The following is an 18384-nucleotide window of genomic DNA, read 5'->3' as shown; positions in this document are numbered from 1 at the left end:
GTCGTTGAGACCACCACCGACACCCGGCAGTTCGCCGTTATACTCGCCGCTCTGCTTTGGAGCCAGTATGAATTCGTTGCCAATCGATGATGTTTTACCCGCCCTGCGTGACGCCCTGGCGACGCGCCATGAAGCCGTGCTCGAAGCACCGCCCGGCGCCGGTAAAACCACACGGGTGCCATTGGCGCTGTTGAATGAACCCTGGCTGGCCGGGCAAACCATCTTGATGCTCGAACCCCGGCGCCTCGCCGCCCGCGCCGCGGCAGAAAGGCTGGCCAGCGAACTGGGGGAAAAGGTCGGCGAAACCGTCGGCTACCGCATTCGCCTCGACAGTAAGGTCGGCCCCAACACCCGCATCGAAGTGGTCACCGAAGGCATCCTCACTCGGCGCCTGCAGGATGACCCGGCACTCGACGGCGTGGGTTTGTTGATCTTCGACGAGTTCCACGAACGCAGCCTGGACGCCGATCTGGCGCTGGCCCTTAGTCTCAATGGTCGAGACCTGTTTCGCGACGAGCAGCCACTGAAGATCCTGCTGATGTCCGCCACCCTGGAAGGCGAACGCCTGGCCGGGTTGCTGGACGACGCGCCGATCCTGCGCAGCGAAGGGCGCATGTACCCGGTGCAGATGCGCTGGGGCCGGCCATTCCAGCCCGGCGAATTTATCGAGCCACGGTTGGTGCAGACCATCCTTGAAGCCCTGCATGATGAAGCCGGCAGCGTGCTGGTGTTCCTGCCGGGGCAGGCCGAGATTCGTCGGGTTAATCAGCAATTGGCTGACGCGCTGGGCGATAACCCCGAGGTGCTGCTATGCCCGCTGCACGGCGAACTGGACCTGGCCGCCCAACGCGCCGCCATCGAACCGGCGCCCGCCGGCAAGCGCAAAGTGGTGCTGGCCACCAACATTGCCGAGACCAGCCTGACCATCAACGGCGTGCGCGTGGTGATCGATGCCGGGCTGGCGCGTGTCCCGCGTTTCGACCCGGGCAGCGGCATGACCCGTCTCGACACCCAGCGCATCTCCCGCGCCAGCGCCACCCAGCGTGCCGGCCGGGCAGGGCGCCTGGAGCCGGGGGTGTGTTATCGGTTGTGGTCCGAAGACCAGCATGAAGGGCTGGCGGCGTATTCCAGTGCGGAAATTCTTTCGGCGGATCTTTCCGGTTTGGCCCTGCAATTGGGCCGCTGGGGCGTGGCGCCTACTCAGTTGGTATGGCTCGACGTTCCGCCCACCGCGGCTTATGCACAGGCCCAGGATTTGCTCGAGCGCCTCGGAGCGTTGAGCGATACCAAGCTGACCGCCCACGGCCAGAAAATGGCCGGGTTGCCGGCGCACCCGCGAATCGCTCATTTGCTGCTGCGTGGTCAGGATCTGGGCCTGGCGAGCATGGCCTGTGACGTGGCGGCACTGTTGGGTGAGCGCGATATCCTGCGTGGTGCCGGTGCGGATTTGCACAGCCGCCTGGCCCTGTTATCCGGTGAAGAAAAGGCCCGTGGCACCCAGGGCGGCGTGCAGCGTGCCCGGCAACTGGCGCGGCAATACCGTGGCTATTTAAGAGGCAAGGCAGAGCAGCCGGTGGCTGATCCCGATCATCCGCGCTGGCTCGGAGCCTTGCTGGCGCTGGCCTACCCGGACCGCGTCGCCCAGCAACGGCGGGCGGGCGGTGCCGAATACCGCCTCGCCAACGGCCGTGCCGCGTTGTTCGCCGAAGCCGACAGCCTGATGAAACAACCCTGGCTGGTGATTGCCGATCTGGGCAGCCGCCAGGGCCAGCGTGAAGAACGGATTTACCTCGCGGCGGATTTTGATCCGGCGCTGTTCGACTCGGTGTTGGCCGAGCAGGTGCGCAATGTCGACCAGCTTGACTGGGATGAGCGCGAAGGCGTGCTGCGGGCCGAACGCCAGCGCAAGGTCGGCGAACTGGTGCTCAGCCGCGAGCCGCTGACCGGCCTCGACGAATCTGCCCGCAGCCAGGCGCTGGTCAACCTGGTGCGGCGCAAAGGTCTCGAACTGCTGCCCTGGACCCCGGAGCTGCGCCAATGGCAGGCGCGGGTGATGCTGATGCGTGGTCTGGATAGCGGCAAGGCCAGTGAATGGCCGGATGTCAGCGACAGCGCCTTGCTTGCCAGCCTGGAACACTGGTTGATGCCGTACCTGGGCAAGGTGTCGCGCCTGAGCCATTTCGCCAATCTGGATATTTCCAGCTTCCTGCATAACCTGCTGCCGTGGCCGTTGCCGGCGCGGTTGGACGAGCTGGCGCCGCACCATCTGAAGGTGCCGTCGGGCTCGTCGGTGCGGCTGGACTACAGCGAGCAGCCGCCGATTCTGGCGGTGCGCTTGCAGGAATTGTTCGGGCTGGCGGACACCCCACGGATTGCCGGCGGGCGGCAGGTGGTCAAGCTGCACCTGTTGTCGCCGGCCAGACGGCCCGTGCAGGTGACGCAGGACCTGGCGAACTTCTGGCGCAGTACTTACGCCGAGGTGAAGAAGGATTTGAAGGGGCGGTATCCGAAGCATTACTGGCCGGATGATCCGTTGATTGCTGAACCGACTGCCCGGATCAAGCCGAGAAAGTAAGTACATCGCAGATCTAATGTGGGAGCTGGCTTGCCTGCGATGGCATCACCTCGGTCTGTCGGATAGACCGAGGTGCCTGCATCGCGGGCAAGCCCGGCTCCCACACAAGCCAGCTCCCACACTGTTTCGCCGCGTGGCTTACTGCGCGGCGGGCAACAGGAACCGCGCAATCACCGGCAAATGATTGGAGATACGCACCGTATCGCTCTGGCGCACCTTGCTCTCAACCTTCTTGATGCGCGAGCTGTGGAACAGGTAATCCAGCGTACGGTCCGGCCCCTCTACGGTTGGGTCATTCGGGAAATACGTCAGCCACTGGTCCCGGTCAATCCCGCTGGATTGGCTGTTGCTCGGGATCATCGGGTACTTTTCCCACAGCAGGTGCAGCTCACTGTCCGGCGAGTATTGCCCGCGCTTGCCGGGGTCCAGGCGCAGGAACTGTCCCAGCGGCAGCAGGTTGAAATCCCCACCCATCAGCCATGGCGTGCCACGGCTCTCGAATTTATCCACCAGCTTGACGGTCGCCTGCACCTGTTCCAGCACGGCGTTGTGCCCGGGGGCCGCGCCGTCCAGGCGAGTATTGAGCACGGCCAACTGGCCGCCATCGCTCAACGGCAGGTAGGTCAGCAATAACGCGGGCTTGGGCTGGAACTGACGGCTGATCAGGTTGGCGCGTGCCACCGGCAATTGCAGGCGCTCGGCGTGTTCGATCTGGTAGCGGCTCATGGTCACCAGCTTGCGGCCGACGCTGCCGAAGATATGCAGGTCGGGCACGAAGTCGGCTTTCCAGTCGAAGGCCTGGGCGCTGCACGGGTAGAGGTCGGCCAGGCGCTCCTGGAGCAAGGCCAGTTGGTCCTGGTAGCTGGAAGGCTTGGCGCCTTCGTCGACTTCCTGCAACAGCAGGATGTCGGGCTGCTCGTCGCGGATCACCCGCGCCACTTCGTCGAGGCTTGAAGCCATGTCTTCAACGGTCGGGCGGTCGTCCGGGCCGCTGCCGTCCGGGGTGTCGTACCAGAACACGTAGTTCTTGCCCGCCAGGTACTGCACGTTCCAGGTCATGACCTTTAGCGCCTGCCCAGGCAGCAGGGTCGGCGCACGGGGCGCGACGCAGCGGATGGGCAGGGTTTCCTTGTCGGCAGGGCGCCAGGTCAGGCTGTAGATCAAGCCGGTCAGCAGGGCCGCGAGGATCAGCAGGCCCAGCAAGGTAATGCGCAGTAGTCGGGTCATCGGCTCGGCTTATGGCGTTGCAGGACAGGCCCGGAGCATATCACCGCGCGTCGGCGTCGCCACCAATCAACATGAACAGGCGGAACAACACCACGCTGGTGAACAGTTGCAGGAAGCTCTGTGCGCTGTCGATCAGCAGGCCCAGCAGCGGGTTCGGGTCCGGATAGACCGCCACGCTGGCGCCCTTGAGCAACCACAGCGGGGTCATCACGCACAGCAGGCACACCAGGATCCGCCAGAAATGCCCACGGGTCAGGCGCAGGCTTTCCTTCATGGCCGACAGCGCCGACATGCCCCGCAGCACCAGCAGGTATTCGGCGAAAGCCAGCACCACCATCAGCCACAGGCCGGGCAGGAAATACAGCGACAGGCCCAGCAGGATCAGCAGCGTGCTGATTGCCGTCAGCAGGGCAAAGCGCGGCCACAGGGTCAGGGCCATGGCCAGCACATCCAGGGTGCGCGGCGATTCACCCCGGGTGCGGGCGTCGAGGAACAGGATCAGTGCGCCGGTGTACAGCGGGTACACCAGCAGCCCGATCACCACGCTGTAACCGGGAAACGCATCTGGGCCGAGCGTGTGGTCGAGCACCTGTTGCAGCAGGGCTTCGAGGATCACCAGTGGCAGGCACAACTGCACGATGGCGCCCAGGTTGCGCTTGAAAAAGAAGAAGGAGTCGCGCAATACGTCTAACGGATTCATCAGGGTCTTCACAGGCCGAAAAGCAAGGGCGTTACTTTAACCGATCATGAGCAGATGCAAGCAAACGTAAACCTTGCGTAAAGACCATTGAAACAATCAGCAACAGCCCCATAACTGGGTTGTACCTTGCACATCGTGCGCAAGGCGAAGATTTCTACCGGCAATCTAACGAGGTCGCCATGAACAGCGAAGAACAAACCCTGATCGACGGACTGTTTTCACGGTTGCAGCAAGCCGAAACGGACTCAGCCCCCCGCGACGCCCAGGCTGAAGCGCGGATCAAGGAACACGTCACTCGCCAACCGGCCGCTGCGTACTACATGACCCAGTCGATTCTGGTGCAAGAGCACGCGATCAAGAGCCTCGATGCGCAGAACAAGCAGCAGGCCCAGCAGATCCAGGAGTTGCAGGACCAACTGCAACAGGCCAGGTCCCAGGCGGCGCAGCCTGCACCGAGCAGTGGCGGTTTCCTGTCGAGCATTTTCGGCGGCGGTTCCCGTGACCCGCAGCCGACCCAGAGCGCACCTGCGTCGTCGGGCGGTGGCTGGCGTGAACCAGCGCGTCCGTCGTTTGGCGGGCAACCTGCGCCGCAGCAGAACTACGGTGCTCCCCAGCAGAACTATCAGCAGCCCCAACAGGCACCCGCAGCGCCGATTGGCAGCGGTTTCCTCGGCGGCGCCCTGAAAACCGCAGCTGGCGTGGCCGGTGGTGTGATGCTGGCAGAAGGCATCAGCAGCCTGTTCAGCCACAACTCGCAACAACCGCAAGTGGTTGAAGAGATCATCCGCGAAGAGCCGGCCCCGGCAAGCGACAACGGCAACTGGGGCAACGACGACCAGAAATATGCCGGCAACGACAGCTGGGGCAGCGATAACGCCTCCGACAGCTTCGCCGACAACGACTATTCCGACGACTCCTCCTCCTTTGGCGACGACGATTCCTTCGTCTGACCCACACTCAACCGGGGCGCTTCGTCGCCCCGGGCTGATTTTTCTCGGAAACTCCCTTGTGGCTGGCATACTGGCAACCTTTCCGGGCCTTTGAGTCCGGGGTCCATGCGCGTGTCATGAGGATTTGCGGTGAAAAAGATAGCCGTGTTCGCCGATGTACAAAACCTCTACTACACCGTGCGCCAGGCGTACGGCTGTCACTTCAACTACGCCGCCCTGTGGGCTGATATCAGCCAGCGCGGGCAGATTGTCGAGGCGTATGCCTATGCCATCGACCGTGGCGACAGCAAGCAACAGCAGTTCCAGCAGATCCTGCGCAACCTGGGTTTTACCGTGAAGCTCAAGCCTTACATCCAGCGCAGCGACGGCTCGGCCAAGGGCGACTGGGACGTGGGCATCACCATCGACATCATGGACGCCGCCGCCCATGTCGACGAAGTGGTGCTGGCCTCCGGCGACGGTGATTTCGACATGCTGCTGGACCGCATCATCAGCAAGCACGGCGTCGAAGCCGTGGCCTACGGCGTGCCGGGGCTGACGGCCAACTCATTGATACGCGCCGCCAGCCGCTACGTGCCGATCGAAGGCGCGTTGCTGCTTAAATAGATTTTTGACGGAGTTGGAACAGGTTTGGAACGTATAGCGGTCATCGACTTTGAAACCACCGGCATCCAGCCGAGCAGCAGCTGCCGGGCCACGGAAATCGCCGTGGTCATCCTGGAGCAGGGCCAGATCGTGGACCGCTACCAGAGCCTGATGAACGCTGGTGTGCGTGTGCCGGGGTTTATCGAGCAACTGACCGGCATCAGCAACGCCATGTTGCGCACCGCACCGTCGGCGGAGCGGGTGATGAACGAGGTGAACGAGTTTGTCGGCACCACGCCGCTGCTGGCCCACAACGCCGCGTTTGACCAGAAGTTCTGGGATTTCGAGCTGGGGTTGATCCGGCGTACGCGTTTGCAGAAGTTTGCCTGTTCGCTATTGCTGGCGCGACGCTTGATGCCGGCGGCGCCGAATCACAAGCTGGGTACCCTGACCTCATTTGCCCAACTGCCCCACACCGGCAAGGCTCACCGGGCGATGGCGGACGCGGAGATGGCGGCGAACCTTACCGCTCACCTGGCCGAGGAACTGCGGCGCACCCACGGGTTGCGGGAGTTGTCACACGAATTGCTGTGCAGCCTGCAGAAGGTTCCGGCGGCGAAGATCAATGATCATCTGAAGAAGCATCGCGGGTTCTAAGTCGCTTGAGCAGAACTCCATCTTCAACATGACGAAGATCCAAATGTGGGAGCGGGCTTGCTCGCGAATACGGAGTATCAGCAAACACATGCGCTGACTGACACACCGCATTCGCGAGCAAGCCCGCTCCCACATTAGTTTTGCGGTGTTATCGAGGCTGTAAGCAGTCCAGCGACCGATCCACCACCACCTTCGCCATCTCCACCAAATGCATCACCGCCCGCTGCTGCCCGTTCATCGGCTCGCCGGGTATCTGTGCGGTTGCCACGGCGCAATGCAGCAAATCGGCCGCCCGTGCCAGGGCGTCTTCGAAACTCATGTTGTCGTTCAGCACGAACGGTGCGCCGTCCGGGGCGGAGGCTTTGAGGTAGTAATCGATGGCGCGGCGGGTGAGCGGGCTGTCGCTGCAAAATTCTGGTGGATCGGGGGTGACTTTGACCATGGTGGAACTCCTTTGAGGTAAGAAGCTATCACCGTTCGCTTGCACGCGAATGAAGGTGGCAGCTGTACGCAGGTGTGCAAGACCGGGGCAAAGGAAAACCCGGCAGATCCGAGGACCTCCCGCGCACAGCCGCCATAACAGATAACGTCGGACGTTGAGGAGTAGGGCGTCTGTATATCCTTGCCAGTCGGACTTGCACGTCCGGTCGTCGATTGTTCGATGACCGAGCGAGACTAGCTACCTGATCCGGCCGAAACAAGGCGGTTGGATTTTCTAGGAAAGGTCCTGCAAATGAAAGGGATCCGTCTTGCTGGCCCTAAAAAGTGTGCCCGTGGCGATCGTTCCCACGCTCCGCGTGGGAATGCCGCCCTGGACGCTCTGCGTCCGCTCTTCAAGTCGTGACGCAGAGCGTCACCGGATGCGTTCCCACGCAGAGCGTGGGAACGAGCTGCCGAGCGGCGTGTTCAGTTGCCACTCTTCCCATTCCCCTCCAACTGCCCCAACGGCACCCGCCGCTCTATCGCGCTCGACAAGATGATCGAGGTCTTGCTGAACCCGAATTTCGCCACCCGATTGATCAGGTTCTCCAGCTCCGGCATCGAGCCCACCGCCGCCTGCATGATCACGCACGGATCGCCCGTCACCCGATGGCATTCAGTCAACTCGGGAATTTCCGACAGCGCGTCGTAAACCTTCTGGCTCCCATGATTGGTCAACCGCAACTCAATCACGCACTGGATCGGCAACCCCACCTTCGACAGGTCGACCTTGGCCTGATACCCGGTAATCACACCACTGGCTTCCAGTTTCGCCACTCGCTCAGCCACGGCGGGCGCGGACAGGTTCACGGTGCGCGCCAGTTGCGCGTAGGACGCGCGGCCGTCTTCCAGCAGGGCGCTGAGAAGCATACGGTCGTATTTGTCCATGATAAGGCTCCGGGAATGCATAGCTTTCGAAAGCACGGTTTATAGCCTTGATAACCATGTTTTGAAAAGTGTACTGGCGCTTTAAACAGGTTTTGTAACTTATGTTTACGGCCGGGGATTTCTAAAATAACGCTCCCTTGTCCTGCCACAGAGCTGCCCAATGCCTGGCCCACGTCGCTTTCCCTTACCGTTGACCGCCGCCTTTTTTGCGTTGTACGTGATCTGGGGGTCTACCTACCTGGTGATTCGCATTGGTGTGGAGTACTGGCCGCCGCTGTTGCTGGCGGGGATTCGCTTTATGACGGCGGGCGCGCTGATGTATGCCTTCCTGCGCTGGCGTGGGGCCCCGGCGCCGACCTGGGTGCAGTGGAAGGCTGCCGCGAAGATCGGCATTTTGCTGCTGACCTTCGGCAACGGTGCGGTCAGTGTGGCCGAACATACGGGCGTGGCGTCCGGGGTTGCCGCGTTGGCGGTGGCGACGGTGCCGTTGTTCACCTTGCTCTGTGGTTATTTCTGGGGCGCGCGTAATACCCGTCTGGAATGGGCCGGGGTGGTGCTGGGGATTATCGGTATCGCCATGCTCAATATGGGCTCCAACCTGCAATCGAGCCCCACCGGTGCGGCCTTGCTGATTTTTGCGGCGGCGGCCTGGGCCTTTGGTTCGGTGTGGAGCAAGCATTTGCCGCTGCCTCAAGGCGCGATGGCCAGTGCGGCGGAGATGCTGATCGCAGGTTTCGTGCTGCTGTTGCTCAGTGCCGTCAGCGGCGAACACCTCCAAGCCATGCCGCCGCTGGAAGGCTGGCTGGCCCTGGCGTACTTGACCGTGTTCGGCTCGATCATCGCCTTCAATGCCTATATGTACCTGCTCAAGCACGTACGCCCGGCGGCGGCCACCAGCTATGCCTACGTCAACCCGGCGGTGGCGGTGTTGCTCGGGATTGTGTTTGTCGGTGAGACCATCGGCACGGAGGAAGCCCTGGCGATGTTGGTGATTATCAGCGCGGTGCTGCTGATCAGCCTGCCACAGTGGCGAAAGCCAAAACCGGAAATAAGGTAAACTGCCGCGCATTGCGACCTTGCGCTGACTTTTTCCTACGGTATTTCCATGACTTTCGCCACACTTGGCCTGATCGAACCCTTGCTGCGCGCCCTTGAGACGCTTGGCTACCAGACCCCGACGCCGGTGCAGGCGCAAGCCATTCCGGCGGTGCTGGCAGGCCGTGACCTGATGGCTGCGGCCCAGACCGGCACCGGCAAGACCGCCGGTTTCGCCGTGCCGCTGCTGCAACTGCTGACCATGGAAGGGCCGAAAGTCAGCGCCAACTCGGTGCGCGCGCTGATCCTGTGCCCGACCCGCGAACTGGCCGAGCAGGTTCATGCGAGCGTCGCCGAGTACGCCCAAAACGTGCCGCTGACCACTTACGCCGTGTACGGCGGCGTGAGCATCAACCCGCAGATGATGAAGCTGCGCAAAGGCGTTGATGTGCTGGTCGCCACCCCTGGCCGCCTGATCGACCTGTTCCGCCAGAACGCGCTGAAGCTCAACCAGCTGCAAACCCTTGTGCTGGATGAAGCCGACCGCATGCTCGACCTGGGCTTCTCCGAAGAACTGGCGAACATCTACCGCATGCTGCCGAAAAAGCGCCAGACCTTGCTGTTCTCCGCAACCTTCTCCGACGAGATCCGCCAGTTGGCCGGGCAGATGCTCAACGACCCGCTGACCGTCGAAGTCAGCCCGCGCAACGTCGCCGCCAACACCGTCAAGCAATGGGTGGTGCCGGTGGACAAGAAGCGCAAGGCGGAACTGTTTGTGCACCTGATGCGCAAGGGCCGCTGGAAGCAGGTGCTGGTGTTCGCCAAGACCCGTAACGGTGTGGACGCGCTGGTGGAAAAACTCCAGGGCCTGGGCATCAATGCCGACGGGATTCACGGCGACAAGCCACAAGCCACGCGCCAGCGTGCGCTGGATCGCTTCAAGAGCAGCGACGTGCAGATCCTGGTGGCCACCGACGTGGCGGCCCGTGGCCTGGATATCGAAGACTTGCCGCTGGTGGTCAACTTTGACCTGCCGATCGTGGCCGAGGACTACATCCACCGCATCGGCCGTACCGGTCGTGCGGGCAACACCGGTGAGGCGATTTCCCTGGTGTGCGCCGATGAAGTGAACATGCTGTCGGCCATCGAGATGCTGACCCGTCAGACGTTGACCCGGAAGATGGAGCAGGACTTCGAACCGGAGCACCGTGTGCCTGATACCGATGCCACTGGTCAGGTGGTGAAGAAGCCGAAAAAGCCGAAGAAACCCAAGGCTTCGGGCGGCGGTGGTGGCAAGCGCAACCTGGGCAAGTGGGTGGACAGCGGGGAGGCGACGCCGGTCGAGCCTTCGATCAAGCCAGTGCGTAAGGTGCCCGTGTTTAACACCGGGCCGCGGAAAAAGAAGTAGGGCTTGTTGGTTATCAAGTAAACGCATAGTGACTATCGTGAGCGGAGCAATTCCGCTCGCGTCAAGTTGTGCCTCGTCATCCTTGATGAGTTATTGCTTGTGATTTGGATATTTTTTGTAATTGTCGCCGTGTTTAAGTGCTGGAACTTAAAATGCTTCATTTCCACTGAGGTTGAGTCAGAAACTGATTTCTGAATGACGAACTTAGATGGAGATGTAGATATGGCTGTGTTTTTAGTACCTTTTGTTTTGCCGGTCCTGGCGGCGGCGGGCATTATCGGCGGCGTTGTTGTAGACGGCGAAATCAAGAAAGGCAAGGCCGCTGACGAGAAAGCTTTCAAGCAGGTAGAGTTGCGTGTGGCCGAATTAAGGTCCCGGGTTGAAGATCATGCGGCGCGCGGCGAGTATGGGCAGGCAATCCATTCGTTCAGAGAGTTGATGTCGTTGTATGAGGCTAATTATTCGATCAGTCCTGAGATAAGGGCGCCATTGGATAAGTATCTACAGGATATGCTTTATACTAGTCAGGAAGAGGGCCAGAAACTCAGCTACGCCTTCAAGCAGGAATGGAACGATTTGAAACACGGCGATCCTTCCAGACTCTTCAGTGCGTATTCAGGTTATATAGAAAATCTGAAAATTTTACTGCCTGAAGAGGATGCTTTCCTGCAGAAGCAAGTAACAGCTTTTAAACGTGCCTATCCCGATCTAACAGCCAGTTGAGTCAGAGGTAACTTTGCTGCCGGGCGGTGATGGGGTGAGTGGGTCATGCCGGGGTGGCCGGCCTCAACCACTCAAGAACACCGCGCCCTGCCGCCTGCCCGCTGGCAAAACACCCCGTCAGCAAATACCCGCCCGTCGGCGCCTCCCAGTCCAGCATCTCGCCTGCGCAAAAAACGCCCGGCAATTGCTTGATCATCAAGCGTTCATCCAGCGCCTCAAACGGCACGCCGCCTGCGGTACTGATGGCTTCATCCATTGGCCGGGTTTTCACCAGCGTCAGCGGCAGCGCCTTGATATCCACCGCCAGCTGCGCCGGATCATTGAAGTGCTCCGCCGGTGACAGCTCGCGCAAAAGCGCCGCCTTCACCCCATCCAATCCCAACTGACTGTGCAAATGCTTGCTCATCGAGCGTGAGCCGCGCGGCTTGCTCAGCGCTGCGATCACCTTGTCCAGTGGCTTACTCGGCAACAGGTCAATGTGCACCGTGGCCGATCCATCCCGGTTGATCGCCTCACGAATCGGTGCCGACAACGCATAGATCAGGCTGCCTTCGATGCCCGTGGCGGTGACCACACATTCCCCCAGCCGTGGCTTGTCGTCTGCCAGGCCAATGGCGACGTTTTTCAGCGGTGCCCCGGCGAATTTGCTGACCATCAACTCGCTCCAGGCCGACACCTCGAAGCCACAGTTGCTCGGTTGCAACGCCGCGTAAGGCACGCCTTTGTCTTCCAGCAACTTCAGCCACGCCCCATCCGAGCCCAAGCGCGACCAACTGCCGCCGCCCAAGGCCAGCAACACTGCATCACCGCGTACGCTTTTGTCGCCCTCGGGGCTGTGGATAAGCAGGCTGCCGTCGGCATCCCAGCCCAGCCAGCGATGGCGGGTGTGGATAACTACGCCGTGGTCGCGCAGGCGCTTGAGCCAGGCCCGCAGCAGCGGGGCGGCTTTCATGTCAGTAGGAAACACCCGGCCGGAGCTGCCGATAAAGGTTTCAATCCCCAGCCCGTGTATCCATTCGCACAACGCATCGGCACCGAACTGGCGCAGCAACGGCGCCATGCACGGCGCCCGTTCGGCATAGCGCGCCAGAAACGCCGGGTACGGTTCGGAATGGGTGATGTTCATGCCCCCCACGCCCGCCAGCAGGAACTTGCGGCCTACCGAGGGCATACCGTCGTACAGGTCGACCCGGATCCCGGCCTGGCTCAACACTTCGGCGGCCATCAGCCCGGCCGGGCCGCCGCCGATGATGATGACGTGTTGAGATGGGGTTTGAGTCTGGGGCATGGGGATAACTGCGGTTCGGCAAAGTAGGCCGAGCATTCTACCCGAGGATGCTCATGCTGCCTGATCAAAAAACATACAGCCTTCTGCAGGCCAGGCGGCTTATGGCCTGCAGGGGCTTTCACTCAGGTTATCCACAGGCAGTTCCACAGCGATTGTGGGTAACGCGCATAACTCAATGACAGCCTGATGACGTCCAGACGCGCTGCGCGCTGTGGTGCAGGATCCCGTGGCGACGGGCCAGGGCAGGGCGGTCTTTGCTGTAGCCGCCGCCGATCACCCCGGCCACCGGAATATCGCGGCCCAGGCAGTGGCGCATCACGCTTTCATCGCGGGCGGCGACGCCTTGGTCTGTCAGTTTGAGGTAGCCGAGGGCGTCGTCCTTGTGTACATCCACGCCGGCGTCATACAGCACCAGGTCGGGCTGATACAGCGGCAGCAGGTAGTTGAGGGCATCGTCGACCACCTTGAGGTAGTCCGCGTCGCCCATGCCCATCGGCAGCGGGATGTCCCAGTCGCTTTGCGCCTTGCGCGCGGGGAAGTTCTTTTCGCAGTGCAGGGACACGGTGATTGCATCCGGGGTGTCGTGGAGGATGCGTGCGGTGCCGTCGCCCTGGTGCACGTCGCAGTCGAAGATCAGCACCCGGTTGACCCGCCCGCTGGCCAGCAGGTAATGGCTGATCACGGCCAGGTCATTGAAGATGCAGAAACCCGCCGGGTAATCGTAGTGGGCGTGGTGGGTGCCGCCGGCCAGGTGGCAGGCCAGGCCGTGTTCCAGGGCCTGCTCGGCGGCCAGCAACGAACCGCCCACCGCGCGCACGGTGCGCCGGGCCAGGGCTTCGCTCCAAGGCAGGCCAAGGCGCCGTTGGTCTTCGCGCGACAACTCGCCGCTCATGTAGCGTTCGATATACCCAGGTTCATGGGCCAGGGCCAGAATCTCGGCGGGGCAGAGTTCCGGGCGCAGCAGTTGGCTGTCCCGTGTCAGGCCGCTCTCCACCAGATGGTCACGCAACAGGCGGAATTTATCCATGGGGAAGCGGTGGTCTGCCGGGAACTCGGGGCTGTAGTCGTCGTGGTAGATCAATGGCAAGGGCATGGCGATTTCTGACGGGAACCAGCGACGGATCTTAACAGCGCGTTACACTCACGCACATGGCAAGGGAGGGGGACCAATGGAGCCGATACTGCAATTGGAAAGCGCACGCCTGGTGCTGCGCCAATGGAGCGATGCCGACTTGCCGGAGTTTGCGCGCATGTGCGCCGACCCGCAGGTGATGCGGTATTTCCCGGCCACCTTAAGCCGCCTGGAAAGTGCTGCGCTGATCGGGCGTATTCGCGGCCATTTTGCCGAGTACGGTTTTGGCCTGTGGGCGTTGCAGCGCAAGGACAGCGGCGAGTTCATCGGCCTCACCGGCTTGCTGAATGTGAGCTTCGAGGCCCCGTTCACTCCGGCGGTGGAGATCGGCTGGCGCCTGGCCAGGGAACACTGGGGCCTGGGTTACGCCAGCGAAGCCGCCTGGACTGCCCTGCGCTGTGGTTTCGACCGGCTGAAGCTGGACGAAATCGTTTCGTTTACCACTGAAGCCAATCTGCCATCACAAAAAGTCATGCAGGCCATCGGTATGCATTACGATCCCCTGGCAGATTTTGAACACCCCAAGGTCGCAGCCGATGACCCCTTGCGGCATCATGTGTTGTATCGCATCACCCGCGCCCAATGGTTGGACACGCTGCACGGATAAGCAGCCCGGAATGCCCAATAGATTGTTGTAGGAGATGCTCTATGAGCCAAGTGTTGGAAGATCTGGTGGACCTGCTGACCCTGGAACCGATCGAGGAAAACCTCTTTCGCGGCCGCAGCCAGGACCTGGGCTTTCGCCAGCTGTTCGGCGGCCAGGTGCTCGGCCAGTCGCTGTCGGCGGCCAGCCAGACCGTTGAAGAGGCGCGGCATGTGCATTCGTTGCACGGTTACTTCCTGCGCCCCGGCGATGCGGCGTTGCCGGTGGTGTATTCGGTTGACCGGGTGCGCGATGGCGGCAGTTTCAGCACGCGCCGGGTGACGGCGATCCAGAAGGGCAACCCGATCTTCACCTGCAGCGCTTCGTTCCAGTACGACGAAGAAGGCTTCGAGCACCAGACCACCATGCCTGCGGTGGTTGGTCCGGAAAACCTGCCCTCGGAGCTGGAACTGACCCAGCAGCGTGCGCACCTGATTCCCGAGCACATGCGCGAAAAGCTGCTGTGCCCCAAGCCAATCGAAGTAAGGCCGGTGACTGAGAAAGACCCGTACAACCCGCAGCCGTCCGACCCGGTCAAATACGTGTGGTTTCGTGCGGACGGCGCCCTGGCCGACTCGCCGGCGCTGCACAAATACCTGCTGGCCTACGCTTCGGACTTCGGCCTGCTGACCACCTCGCTGCTGCCCCACGGCAAGACCGTGTGGCAGAAAGACATGCAAGTCGCCAGCCTCGACCACGCGCTGTGGTTCCACGCCGACCTGCGTGCCGATGACTGGTTGCTCTACGCCATGGACAGCCCATGGGCCGGCAATTCCCGTGGGTTCTCCCGGGGCAGCGTGTACAACCGCGCCGGGCAACTGGTGGCATCGGTCACCCAGGAAGGCTTGATTCGTCATCGCAAGGATTGGGCATGAGCCTCAGTGATGTGAAGCACTGGGTGTTCGACATGGATGGCACCCTGACGGTGGCCGTGCATGATTTTGCGGCGATCCGCGTGGCCCTGGATATTCCGGCGACTGACGACATTCTTACGCACCTGGCGGCGTTGCCCGCCGATGAAGCAGCGGCCAAGCATGCGTGGTTGCTTGCGCATGAGCGCGAGTTGGCGCTGGGTTCGGTGGCGGCGGAGGGGGCGGTGGAGTTGGTGCGGGAATTGGCCGGGCGGGGTTATCGCCTGGGCATCCTGACGCGCAATGCACGGGAGCTGGCCCATGTGACATTGCAGGCGATCGGCCTGGCGGACTGCTTTGCAGCCGAGGATGTGTTGGGGCGTGATGATGCGCCGCCCAAGCCTGACCCGGGTGGTTTGTTGAAGCTGGCGCGAGCGTGGGAAGTGGCGCCGCAAGAGATGGTGATGGTCGGTGATTACCGGTTTGATCTGGATTGCGGGCGGGCGGCGGGGACGAAGACTGTGCTGGTCAATCTGCCGGAAAACCCGTGGCCGGAGCTGGCGGATTGGCATGCTGAAGATTGCGCGGTATTGCGCCGGATGATTTAGTCCGGTCGATGAAAATCCAATGTGGGAGCGGGCTTGCTCGCGAACGCGGTGTGTCAGTCAATACATAGGCTGACTGATCCACCGCATTCGCGAGCAAGCCCGCTCCCACATTTTTGATCCGGTTTCTTCAGTGGTTATTGGAACAGTACTTTCTGCCCTTCAGGCGACGTAAACATCTTGTCCCCGTCATGCCCAACCCCCGGCACTTCCACCAGCTTGTGGCCCAACTGCGGGTGCCGCTGCTTGAGGTAGTCAAAATAATTGTGCCCGCGAATCAAGCGATACGCGCCCTGGGTTTCAGCGCCGCAGCTCTTGTCCAGCGCCGGGTGATTCGGGTCGGTGTCCTGCTGGCCCAGCAAGTAAGTGACATTACGCGAAACGTAAGCCTGCTCCAGCTGCTCGGCACTTTGCCCCTTGGCGTAGGCCGGCAGGTTTTGCATGCCGTACTTCCAGTCGTTGAAGCCCGGGCAACTGGCAACATCGAATTTCACCGGACGCTGTGGGCTGAAGTACGCGTAGGACGACGGGTTGGCCACCACATAACGCAGGCTGATGCCCTCGGTTTGCAGCAGCGGGTGATCATGCCCGGTCAGCGCAAAACGCTGCACCACTTGGCCGCCACCGGAATGGCCGGCCACCACGATTTCCTTCAGGTTCGGGAACAGCTTGCGGTTGCCCAGGTGCTTGATGATCTGGTCCAGCGCGCCGTAGGAGCTGATCTGGCCCGGGCCTGTGGACGGCTCGCCGGCCATCCAGTCGTTACTGTTCCAGCGCAGGGTCTGGCTGTCGATCTGGTTGCGCTTGAGGTCGGTCTGGTTGAGGAACTGTGGCGCAATCACCAGGGTATTGGCGTTTTGTCCTGCGGCTTCGGCCGCTTTTTCGCCGCTGTCCAGGTAGGTCATCGCGTTGCGCAAACGGCCATGCACGATGATCAGCGCGCGGGTAACTTGAGGCAGCGGCTGGCGCCAGTCCTGGCTCAAGCCGACGCTCAGGTCGCCGGCATCCAGGTGAAAACGATCGGGACTGACCACCTTGACGCCATGTTCGGCAGCCCAGGTGGAGGAGGAACAGGTGATCAACAAACCTAACAGCAGACCCAGTCGTTTATTCATTTAAAGGCTCTTGGCGGTAAAGGTGTCGCATTGAGTGATCTGGCCCTGGGCGAAGCCGGTCTTGAACCAGCGAACCCGCTGTGCCGAGGTGCCGTGGGTAAACGAGTCAGGCACCACGCGGCCCTGGCCCTGTTGCTGCAAGCGGTCATCGCCAATCGCGTTGGCCGCATTCAGTGCTTCTTCAATGTCGCCGGGCTCCAGCCAGTTCAGGCGCTTTTGCGCACGGTTGGCCCACACCCCGGCGAAGCAGTCGGCTTGCAGCTCCTGGCGCACCAGCAGGCCGCCGTCGCCTTGCATCTGCCGGCCTTGCTGGCGGGCTGCCTGAATCTTCGCCGAGATGCCCAGCAGCGTCTGCACGTGATGTCCGACTTCATGAGCGATCACGTAGGCCTGGGCGAAGTCGCCGGCGGCCTTGAAGCGCTGGGACATTTCCCGGAAGAAATCCAGGTCCAGGTATACCTGTTGGTCTGCCGGGCAATAGAACGGCCCGCTGGCGGACGTGGCGCCACCGCAGGCGGAGTTCACCCGGCCGCGGAACAGGATCAGTTTGGGGTTCTTGTAGGTCAGGCCGTTTTCCTGGAACACCTGGGCCCAGGTGTCTTCGGTGTCGCCGAGTACGGCGCGCACGAAGTCGGCTTGTTCATCATTGGCCGGCGGCGCCTGGCGGGTTTGCGGGCTGACGGAGGGCGCTTGCTCGGTGAGCTGGCCGCTGAGTTGCCCGAGGATCTGCATCGGGTCCTGGCCGGTCAGCCAGCCGATGCCGACGATCAGCACGATGGCCGTCAGGCTCAGGCCCTTGCCACCCCCAAAACGCATGCCACCGCCACCACCGCCGCTGTCATCGCGGGCGTCTACCACGTTGTCGCTGCGTCGGCCTTTTTTCCATAGCATGTGGCAATCCTCTTTATGAACCTGCAGCTCAGTGTTGTTGGTGTGTAGGGTTGGCGCCAGTCCGGCTGTCTGACGATGCTAAACGCTGCGTCGTCCGATCTGTATGAAGCTTGTGTCAGTCGCGGCAATACCCTTCGCCGGTGTCGACGATCAGGCAGTCCTTCTTGTCGGCCAGCCATTTCAGGCCAGTGGCTTCGCCGTCGCCAGCGCTCAGGATCTGCGGGCCGTCCGGGCGTTCAAAGGTGATGCCGTCTTCGGATGCCTGGCCCTTGAAGGTGCCGGAATCGTCGTCATCCAGGCCGTATTTCATGGTCAGTACATAGTGGCCGCGGCCGATGCTGTCGTCCTTGGCGATGGTCAGGTTCAGGCCTTCGACGCCAATCCACTTGCCGACCCATTTGTCGGTGGGCAGCACTTGCGGTACCAACGTTGCCTGGACAGACGGCGGGGCGGGCGCCTTGGCGGTCTCGGCTTGCTTGTCGCAGGCGCTGAGCAGCGTCAGGGTCGAAAGAATCAACAGGGTTTTTTTCATGGTGAGAAGGCCTTGGTTAAAAAACGCGCAGTGGGCGGGGCGGCGTGAAGCGTTGGACTGGAAAACCGCAATTTAGTGCGCTGTTCGAACAGTGTTTGG

The 18384-nt window shown here is 61.9% G+C and carries 19 protein-coding genes; 10 read left to right on the top strand and 9 right to left on the bottom strand.

Annotated elements, in window-relative coordinates; translation table 11 throughout:
• The first annotated feature begins 67 nt into the window (after positions 1-67).
• Positions 68-2575, top strand: coding sequence for an ATP-dependent helicase HrpB (gene hrpB, locus ACIOMR_RS09290; protein ID WP_401193621.1), 2508 nt, complete (start codon positions 68-70; stop codon positions 2573-2575).
• Between the two features lie 138 nt (positions 2576-2713).
• Here hrpB and ACIOMR_RS09285 read toward each other — a convergent pair whose 3' ends face one another.
• Both ACIOMR_RS09285 and ACIOMR_RS09280 read right to left on the bottom strand, forming a co-directional pair.
• Positions 2714-3802 (bottom strand): endonuclease/exonuclease/phosphatase family protein, encoded by a 1089-nt coding sequence (locus ACIOMR_RS09285; RefSeq protein WP_134327357.1) that lies wholly within the window; start codon positions 3800-3802, stop codon positions 2714-2716.
• A gap of 40 nt (positions 3803-3842) precedes the next feature.
• On the bottom strand, positions 3843-4502 hold the full coding sequence (locus tag ACIOMR_RS09280) for a YciC family protein (RefSeq protein ID WP_003215498.1): 660 nt from the start codon (positions 4500-4502) through the stop codon (positions 3843-3845).
• A gap of 179 nt (positions 4503-4681) precedes the next feature.
• Between ACIOMR_RS09280 and ACIOMR_RS09275 the strand changes: the two genes are divergently transcribed.
• From ACIOMR_RS09275 to ACIOMR_RS09265, 3 genes are all read left to right on the top strand, one after another.
• Complete coding sequence (locus ACIOMR_RS09275) at positions 4682-5452, top strand: DUF2076 domain-containing protein (protein ID WP_008436594.1); 771 nt, start codon at positions 4682-4684, stop codon at positions 5450-5452.
• A 129-nt stretch (positions 5453-5581) separates the two neighbouring features.
• Positions 5582-6058: an NYN domain-containing protein gene (locus tag ACIOMR_RS09270; protein ID WP_003215502.1), complete on the top strand. Its 477-nt coding sequence runs from the start codon at positions 5582-5584 to the stop codon at positions 6056-6058.
• A 24-nt stretch (positions 6059-6082) separates the two neighbouring features.
• The gene (locus ACIOMR_RS09265) at positions 6083-6694 is read left to right on the top strand and encodes a PolC-type DNA polymerase III (RefSeq protein ID WP_003215504.1); all 612 of its coding nucleotides are present in this window, start codon (positions 6083-6085) and stop codon (positions 6692-6694) included.
• 148 nt (positions 6695-6842) lie between these two features.
• On the opposite strand, the gene ACIOMR_RS09260 is transcribed toward ACIOMR_RS09265, so the two are convergent.
• Both ACIOMR_RS09260 and ACIOMR_RS09255 read right to left on the bottom strand, forming a co-directional pair.
• A complete protein-coding gene (locus ACIOMR_RS09260; RefSeq protein WP_017477876.1) occupies positions 6843-7136 on the bottom strand; it encodes a DUF6124 family protein in 294 nt (97 codons plus the stop codon).
• 464 nt (positions 7137-7600) lie between these two features.
• Positions 7601-8062 carry an Lrp/AsnC family transcriptional regulator gene (locus ACIOMR_RS09255; protein WP_003215506.1) on the bottom strand — a complete coding sequence of 154 codons (462 nt, stop codon included), beginning with the start codon at positions 8060-8062 and terminating at the stop codon, positions 7601-7603.
• A gap of 160 nt (positions 8063-8222) precedes the next feature.
• Between ACIOMR_RS09255 and yedA the strand changes: the two genes are divergently transcribed.
• From yedA to ACIOMR_RS09240, 3 genes are all read left to right on the top strand, one after another.
• On the top strand, positions 8223-9119 hold the full coding sequence (yedA, locus tag ACIOMR_RS09250; protein WP_401193615.1) for a drug/metabolite exporter YedA: 897 nt from the start codon (positions 8223-8225) through the stop codon (positions 9117-9119).
• 48 nt (positions 9120-9167) lie between these two features.
• On the top strand, positions 9168-10505 hold the full coding sequence (locus ACIOMR_RS09245) for a DEAD/DEAH box helicase (RefSeq protein WP_003215511.1): 1338 nt from the start codon (positions 9168-9170) through the stop codon (positions 10503-10505).
• A gap of 195 nt (positions 10506-10700) precedes the next feature.
• Complete coding sequence (locus ACIOMR_RS09240; RefSeq protein ID WP_238544249.1) at positions 10701-11228, top strand: hypothetical protein; 528 nt, start codon at positions 10701-10703, stop codon at positions 11226-11228.
• A gap of 43 nt (positions 11229-11271) precedes the next feature.
• Here ACIOMR_RS09240 and ACIOMR_RS09235 read toward each other — a convergent pair whose 3' ends face one another.
• Both ACIOMR_RS09235 and ACIOMR_RS09230 read right to left on the bottom strand, forming a co-directional pair.
• The gene (locus tag ACIOMR_RS09235) at positions 11272-12516 is read right to left on the bottom strand and encodes a TIGR03862 family flavoprotein (RefSeq protein ID WP_401193610.1); all 1245 of its coding nucleotides are present in this window, start codon (positions 12514-12516) and stop codon (positions 11272-11274) included.
• A 172-nt stretch (positions 12517-12688) separates the two neighbouring features.
• A complete protein-coding gene (locus tag ACIOMR_RS09230; RefSeq protein WP_401193607.1) occupies positions 12689-13609 on the bottom strand; it encodes a histone deacetylase in 921 nt (306 codons plus the stop codon).
• A 76-nt stretch (positions 13610-13685) separates the two neighbouring features.
• Here ACIOMR_RS09230 and ACIOMR_RS09225 point away from each other — a divergent pair, with 76 nt between their 5' ends.
• The 3 genes from ACIOMR_RS09225 to ACIOMR_RS09215 are packed head-to-tail and all read left to right on the top strand — an operon-like array spanning position 13686 to position 15750.
• Complete coding sequence (locus tag ACIOMR_RS09225) at positions 13686-14255, top strand: GNAT family N-acetyltransferase (protein ID WP_003215518.1); 570 nt, start codon at positions 13686-13688, stop codon at positions 14253-14255.
• Between the two features lie 41 nt (positions 14256-14296).
• Positions 14297-15166: an acyl-CoA thioesterase II gene (gene tesB / locus ACIOMR_RS09220; protein ID WP_177028997.1), complete on the top strand. Its 870-nt coding sequence runs from the start codon at positions 14297-14299 to the stop codon at positions 15164-15166.
• Complete coding sequence (locus ACIOMR_RS09215) at positions 15163-15750, top strand: HAD family hydrolase (protein ID WP_177021504.1); 588 nt, start codon at positions 15163-15165, stop codon at positions 15748-15750. Before tesB ends, ACIOMR_RS09215 begins: the two co-directional genes overlap by 4 nt.
• A gap of 134 nt (positions 15751-15884) precedes the next feature.
• Here ACIOMR_RS09215 and ACIOMR_RS09210 read toward each other — a convergent pair whose 3' ends face one another.
• From ACIOMR_RS09210 to ACIOMR_RS09200, 3 genes are all read right to left on the bottom strand, one after another.
• On the bottom strand, positions 15885-16862 hold the full coding sequence (locus tag ACIOMR_RS09210; RefSeq protein WP_087693556.1) for a hypothetical protein: 978 nt from the start codon (positions 16860-16862) through the stop codon (positions 15885-15887).
• On the bottom strand, positions 16863-17753 hold the full coding sequence (locus ACIOMR_RS09205) for a neutral zinc metallopeptidase (protein ID WP_003215526.1): 891 nt from the start codon (positions 17751-17753) through the stop codon (positions 16863-16865). It lies immediately after the preceding gene.
• A gap of 115 nt (positions 17754-17868) precedes the next feature.
• Positions 17869-18285 carry a hypothetical protein gene (locus tag ACIOMR_RS09200; protein ID WP_008436613.1) on the bottom strand — a complete coding sequence of 139 codons (417 nt, stop codon included), beginning with the start codon at positions 18283-18285 and terminating at the stop codon, positions 17869-17871.
• Between the last annotated feature and the right edge of the window lie 99 nt (positions 18286-18384).

The sequence above is a fragment of the Pseudomonas sp. NPDC087814 genome, assembly GCF_044742865.1.
GTDB lineage: Bacteria > Pseudomonadota > Gammaproteobacteria > Pseudomonadales > Pseudomonadaceae > Aquipseudomonas.
This window is presented reverse-complemented; position numbering and strand designations above follow the sequence as displayed.

What these genes read in the sequence shown, in the direction of transcription:
- yedA (WP_401193615.1), top strand. Translation starts at nt 8,223, where the DNA reads ATGCCTGGCCCACGTCGCTTTCCCTTACCGTTGACCGCCGCCTTTTTT.
- ACIOMR_RS09285 (WP_134327357.1), bottom strand. Translation starts at nt 3,802, where the DNA reads ATGACCCGACTACTGCGCATTACCTTGCTGGGCCTGCTGATCCTCGCG.
- ACIOMR_RS09235 (WP_401193610.1), bottom strand. Translation starts at nt 12,516, where the DNA reads ATGCCCCAGACTCAAACCCCATCTCAACACGTCATCATCATCGGCGGC.
- ACIOMR_RS09215 (WP_177021504.1), top strand. Translation starts at nt 15,163, where the DNA reads ATGAGCCTCAGTGATGTGAAGCACTGGGTGTTCGACATGGATGGCACC.
- ACIOMR_RS09230 (WP_401193607.1), bottom strand. Translation starts at nt 13,609, where the DNA reads ATGCCCTTGCCATTGATCTACCACGACGACTACAGCCCCGAGTTCCCG.
- ACIOMR_RS09205 (WP_003215526.1), bottom strand. Translation starts at nt 17,753, where the DNA reads ATGCTATGGAAAAAAGGCCGACGCAGCGACAACGTGGTAGACGCCCGC.
- tesB (WP_177028997.1), top strand. Translation starts at nt 14,297, where the DNA reads ATGAGCCAAGTGTTGGAAGATCTGGTGGACCTGCTGACCCTGGAACCG.
- ACIOMR_RS09260 (WP_017477876.1), bottom strand. Translation starts at nt 7,136, where the DNA reads ATGGTCAAAGTCACCCCCGATCCACCAGAATTTTGCAGCGACAGCCCG.
- ACIOMR_RS09200 (WP_008436613.1), bottom strand. Translation starts at nt 18,285, where the DNA reads ATGAAAAAAACCCTGTTGATTCTTTCGACCCTGACGCTGCTCAGCGCC.
- ACIOMR_RS09245 (WP_003215511.1), top strand. Translation starts at nt 9,168, where the DNA reads ATGACTTTCGCCACACTTGGCCTGATCGAACCCTTGCTGCGCGCCCTT.
- ACIOMR_RS09210 (WP_087693556.1), bottom strand. Translation starts at nt 16,862, where the DNA reads ATGAATAAACGACTGGGTCTGCTGTTAGGTTTGTTGATCACCTGTTCC.
- ACIOMR_RS09275 (WP_008436594.1), top strand. Translation starts at nt 4,682, where the DNA reads ATGAACAGCGAAGAACAAACCCTGATCGACGGACTGTTTTCACGGTTG.
- ACIOMR_RS09280 (WP_003215498.1), bottom strand. Translation starts at nt 4,502, where the DNA reads ATGAATCCGTTAGACGTATTGCGCGACTCCTTCTTCTTTTTCAAGCGC.
- ACIOMR_RS09240 (WP_238544249.1), top strand. Translation starts at nt 10,701, where the DNA reads ATGACGAACTTAGATGGAGATGTAGATATGGCTGTGTTTTTAGTACCT.
- ACIOMR_RS09225 (WP_003215518.1), top strand. Translation starts at nt 13,686, where the DNA reads ATGGAGCCGATACTGCAATTGGAAAGCGCACGCCTGGTGCTGCGCCAA.
- hrpB (WP_401193621.1), top strand. Translation starts at nt 68, where the DNA reads ATGAATTCGTTGCCAATCGATGATGTTTTACCCGCCCTGCGTGACGCC.
- ACIOMR_RS09255 (WP_003215506.1), bottom strand. Translation starts at nt 8,062, where the DNA reads ATGGACAAATACGACCGTATGCTTCTCAGCGCCCTGCTGGAAGACGGC.